Source organism: Haladaptatus ordinarius, assembly GCF_054177595.1.
The window spans coordinates 1-5,178 of record NZ_JBPEHH010000179.1 but is presented as its reverse complement, the minus strand read 5'-3'; the positions used below and the strand labels follow the sequence as shown (position 1 = coordinate 5,178).

The window sequence follows — 5,178 nt, the reverse complement described above, 5'->3', positions numbered from 1 at the left end:
TCCGAGTCCGAAAGAACACCGTCTGGCTGAGGGATATTGAACACATTCACTCAACCAGACATCTTCCTAATTAGACCAACGCTTTAGCTTCAGTTCTCACATCGGTTGGGAAGTACCGATCAAGAAACTCAGCGCGTGGCGAAGGGGCCGCAATTCGGTGAAATAAAGCCACTGCTCACCGTTTTGAGTGAGAATCAAGATGTGCTTCCGGCCGGTGGCGTTCCCGACTAATCGATCGTAATCGAAAACTGCCACAGATGTGGCAGCAAGGTACGGAGTCACGATTGGTTGGGACCCATCAAAACTCCGTACCACTTCGTCCTTTGCGCTTATCCTGTATAACCCTGCTGTGATTATTCGGGTCACTGTTTAAAAACATGATGAGTGATCGGAGAAATATGCATTGTCCACTACTGATTCTATTGAAATCTCACCAACAGGGGTACCACTCAACCGGTGCGAAATCAGCAATTATCGAAGAATATGTTGTGGATTCAGTACCAATCTCCTGTGATTATCTGTATGAATAGCAAGGCAGCTGGTGAATTAGCAATGTGACTGTTCGGGGATGAGTGCCTTTGATACGTATTGACGTGCATATTCTAATATAGATGGACAGTGCTGTTGGGCGTGTACAGTGGTTTCAACAACAACTGTCTTATGAGCGACGACAAAACGGTTTGAACGACCCCGGTGTTCCCGGGCGAATGGTTGGGACCCATGAAGGACATATCTAATCAACAGCAATCGGTCGACTTGTTACAGCAACTCGGATTAAAAGAATACGAAGCACGCTGCTTCGTGGCCTTAGCACGTCTTCCAAAAGGGACAGCCAAAGAAATTAGCGAGACCTCCGAGGTTCCGCGAACACGCGTCTATGATGCGATCCGAGTGTTAGAGACGAAAGGATTGGTCGAGATCCAGCACTCGAATCCCCAGCAATTTCGCGCCGTGCCAATCGAGGAGGCCGCAGAAACGTTGCGCCAGGAATACGAATCACGGACGGACACGCTTGTCGAGGCGCTCACTGCAATCGAGCCTGCAGAATCGAACGGTGGTGATCAAGAGATCACCCACGAAGTCTGGGCGCTCTCGGGAACGGCCGCGATTACGAATCGCACGCAGCAACTCATTGACGCCGCTGGACGAGAAATCATGCTCATCGTCGGTCGAGAAGACGTTGTCACCGAGGAGTTACTCGAACAACTCCAAGAGGCACTGGACACCGGTCTTGATGTCCTGATTGGCACGCAGACCGAGGACCTTCGTGAGCGGGTTGCAGAGGCACTGCCCGACGCTAATGTGTTCGTCTCGGGGCTGGAGTGGTTGCATAGCTCGCCTCTCGAGGTTGCTGACGATACGACGATCAGTCGGTTGCTGTTGATCGACAAGAATACAATTCTCGTGAGTTCGGTCCACGAGACCGACACCGGTGAGATTGAAACGGAAAAGGCGGTGTTTGGACGAGGGTTCGATAACGGGATTGTCGTGATTGCGCGGCGATTGATGGCGACCGGATTCCAACCGGCTGACGAACCTGAAATGCCTGACGACGAATGAATGCGAGTGCGTCATCAGGACGTAGTCGTCATGGGTGGGCGGTCGACCAAGCATCCAGCGGTGACTTGAAAAGTTTGTACATTACTATAACCGTCAGAGCCCACACAAATCGCTCAACGACCGAACACCTGTCGAGGACGAGCTAGACTAGACAGTGCCATGCTGGTTAAAATGTCATGGTCGACAAGCTGACCAAGCCGAGTGCCTCAGAGTCGCACCCTGAGACGGTTCACTGTGAACTACCTCTCCCCCTATCCGCTCCTGCTCGAGCAGCTAAGAATTCCTAACTTGTCGCCTTCGGGTATTCCCACAACATAGAAGATGGTTCCGTGGCATAGTGCTAACTGGTTCACCTCATAGCTCTTCAAATGCTAATTGAAATATTTACAACCGATTTCAAATGCGGTCATGTGAAGCGATGGTTGCTGAAGTATCTCTGGCTCACGCCTAGTCTTTTCATTTCATTTCTCACATATGTCAGCTATTTATCTACACATCAGTATCCGGCTTTTGGTGGCGGCTTATTTCTCTCGATGGCTGAACAAATTGCCAAACATGGATATCAATTTCCTCGAGTAGTATCCCAGTACACAGCAAATGGTGTTCCGTTCGCGTACCCACCGTTGATGTTTTACTGCCTTGCTATACTCCATGACATATTCAATGTCGATCTGTTCATATTAACTCGCTACCTTCCTGGATGGATCACAATTGCGAGTTTGGTCCCGTTCTACCTGCTCAGCAATGAGTTGCTACGATCCCCTCAACGAGCTGGTATAGCGAGTTTCGTTTTTGCGGTGACGCCTGCATTTGCTCGCTGGCACTTCTCTGCCGGTGGTATCGTTCGCGCACCAGCCTTCTTCTTTTCACTTGCCGGACTTTACACCGCTTTACGGCTTTTCAAAACGATGTCGTTGCGATGGGTTGTTCCCACGATTGTATGGTTTACTCTGACTGCACTCACCCATCCAGAATATACCGTCTTTCTCAGTCTGAGCATCGCTGTGTTTACCATCGTATACGCTCGGACGGTTAGCGGGTTCTTATATGCTGCCATGGTTGGTATCAGTGGATTCATTCTAACCGTCCCATGGTGGGTGAGGATCATCTCAATCTATAGCTTCGAGAATCTCGTCTCAGCGTCGAGTACACATGGTGGGCTCGGCGGAGGACTCGGTGTCATGGTGAACATCATTCTCATGAATCCAAAGTCTACTATGACAGTATCGCCATCTCCGAACCTCTATGGTGTACTCCTTCTTTCATTGTGGTATGTGGTCCCGGTCGCTGGCGTCGTGTATCTACTCATCAAGCGCCGGAGCTTCCTCCCAGTCTGGCTTCTTCTCGTTGGTGCGATTACTGGTGAAACTCGATTCATTTTCGTGATTGGGTCGCTGGTGACGACTATCTTTGTACTCGATGGTGCTGTGCCCTGGATCACACGACAGGTAGAACCGGTTCTAACACGGCAACATACACTCATTGCGGTGCTATTGGTTCTCTCGATCCTAGGAGCAAATATCTCGACGTTATACGCCTCTGGCGCAATTAATGAGTACGAAGGGAGTAACTCGATGCCTTCGTTCATCGACGAACACGATTATTCGGCGATGCAGTGGACACAGCACAACGTTGACCAGTCCGCAGAGTTTATTGTCATCGGCGATGCCGCTGAATGGTTCCCGTATATCGCAAATCGGACGAATGTCGTCGGCCCTTGGGGTGTCGAATGGGAGAGTAGCCCTGTAGCCTACGAGTGGCAATACACAGCGTACCAACGGATTTCTACAGTCACGACCGTTAAAGAATTGAATAAAAATATCGCGCTTACCACTACCACTCCAAACTACATCTATGTCCCAAAAGGAACGTACACCGTTTACGGTCGTAAGTACAACCAGCGACAATCATTTATCACGGAACTCCGTCAATCCAGTGAATACCATGCTGTTCACCAAAATCGAGAAGTTGTCATCTTCAAACGAACGACCAACACGTCTCTCCCACATGAAGGGTAAACAGCTCGGGGTCAAGGCCAGTGACATCCCACTCGACAACCTGTGAATGACCGCCACTACTGTTCAGTCGAAAATTTCCACTATCTTGCCAGCTGTTTGGTCAACATCCCACGTCGACGTGAATTCATTCATCGCATTCGTCAGTTTCGTTCGTGGCTCCGGAGCGATTGCCAGTCCATGTGCTATGGATGGAAGTTGTGTTTTTACGCGCCGAAACTGAGAAAGCTGGCGACGGAAAAAGGGGGAAAATGCGGCCCTTGGTACATCTTTTCGCGGCGGAATAGCGCCCCGCTTCTGCGCGAATCCTTTTTGCGCTTTGGCTGAACCGACATACTGTAAAAATCTAGAGGTTACTTCAGCGGATGGATTGTTCCTCGGAAATGGGAGCAGATCCATACTCAGGAGATACTGATCTTCTGTCCCGGGGAATTCCATATAGTCCCAGTCCGTTCCGAAAACGAACTCATCGTCGTTTATGAACTCTGCTGCTGCCCAATCACCCTGCTGGAAGAATGCAATGTTTCCGTTTCGAAACCGATTTGCCGCGTTGTGCCAGTTGATCGGGGCGAGCGCTTGAGGAGAATATTCGTGATACTGATCGACGAGTTCGAGTGCGTCTTTCACCGCTAGTTCCTTCGACCGTATGTTTCCATTCACGATTGACTGATGGGTGTCTAAACCGTGTTTGCCTAACAACATCGACTCCCACAATTCGATCGTTGGCCAGATCTGTTTCGTCGCATGTACCAGTCCCTCCGCTTCGCTCTCTTCATGAACCGTTTCCACCTCGTTCAAGAGCGTAAGTGGATCATCTATCGATTTCGGATTGATGTCCAAGTCATTCAGAATATGGATGTTGTAATAGAGATTGTTGAGGCGGTGGATACTCAGCGGAATGGCGACAAACGATCCATTGACTTTCGACAGTTGCTTCGAAATGGCCGAGAAGGAATCCCACTTCGTATCCCCTTTCCAGAAGCTATCGTCAAGGTTTGTAAGCGCTCCTGCTTTGACGTACGTTTGAAGGTTCTTTCCTGCCCATGCCTGCCATGTACTTGGAGGGTTGTCATCGATAATCCGCTTTTTAATCGTCATTTGTAAATCACCGCCAGCCCGACCATCGACTGTTCGTTCGTTAATTGTTATGTCCGAGGAGGATTTTCGAAAGCCATCGAAAAGGACTTTACTCGCATCTTTTTCGATGTTTGTAGTCCAAGAATGTTGAATATCGAGCGACGCCGATTTATTTTCCGGTTTCTGCGTAGCTATTTTCGTTTGAATTTGTTCTAAGTGAGTCGTACAACCCGCTAAACCAACAGAACCCCCTGCGCCTGCGGTTACAACCGATTTAAGGTACGCGCGACGCGAATGCATAGAAACTGTGTCTCCACTACCCGCTCGTTTGTCTTATATGATGGCATCCTGACCCAGGTTAGGATGAGAATACATCCGTGTTCGGTTAAGGAGCGAAACCGGCAGACGGTGCTGTCTTGATAAGGTTATCTTCAGAAACCGCGTAGAGAGAGGTTGTGCTAACAGAACTCTCTCCAACACTCATACGACGGCGACTGACTTCCCTCTTTCCAGTAGCGCTTATCGA

The 5,178-nt window shown here is 49.5% G+C and carries 3 protein-coding genes; 2 read left to right on the top strand and 1 reads right to left on the bottom strand.

What is annotated here, in order from left to right; translation table 11 throughout:
- Positions 1 to 720 precede the first annotated feature (720 nt).
- Positions 721 to 1,560, top strand: coding sequence for a TrmB family transcriptional regulator (locus tag ACR3FF_RS25645; protein WP_458190933.1), 840 nt, complete (start codon positions 721 to 723; stop codon positions 1,558 to 1,560).
- Between the two features lie 368 nt (positions 1,561 to 1,928).
- The gene (locus ACR3FF_RS25640; protein ID WP_458190932.1) at positions 1,929 to 3,578 is read left to right on the top strand and encodes a hypothetical protein; all 1,650 of its coding nucleotides are present in this window, start codon (positions 1,929 to 1,931) and stop codon (positions 3,576 to 3,578) included.
- Positions 3,579 to 3,641: 63 nt separating this feature from the next.
- Here the strand turns inward: ACR3FF_RS25640 and ACR3FF_RS25635 are convergent, their stop codons facing one another.
- Positions 3,642 to 4,952 (bottom strand): ABC transporter substrate-binding protein, encoded by a 1,311-nt coding sequence (locus tag ACR3FF_RS25635; protein ID WP_458190931.1) that lies wholly within the window; start codon positions 4,950 to 4,952, stop codon positions 3,642 to 3,644.
- Positions 4,953 to 5,178: the final 226 nt, after the last annotated feature.

Bases quoted from the DNA above. Each gene is read 5' to 3' on its own strand.
- ACR3FF_RS25645 (WP_458190933.1), top strand. From the start codon at position 721: ATGAAGGACATATCTAATCAACAGCAATCGGTCGACTTGTTACAGCAA.
- ACR3FF_RS25640 (WP_458190932.1), top strand. From the start codon at position 1,929: ATGCTAATTGAAATATTTACAACCGATTTCAAATGCGGTCATGTGAAG.
- ACR3FF_RS25635 (WP_458190931.1), bottom strand. From the start codon at position 4,952: ATGCATTCGCGTCGCGCGTACCTTAAATCGGTTGTAACCGCAGGCGCA.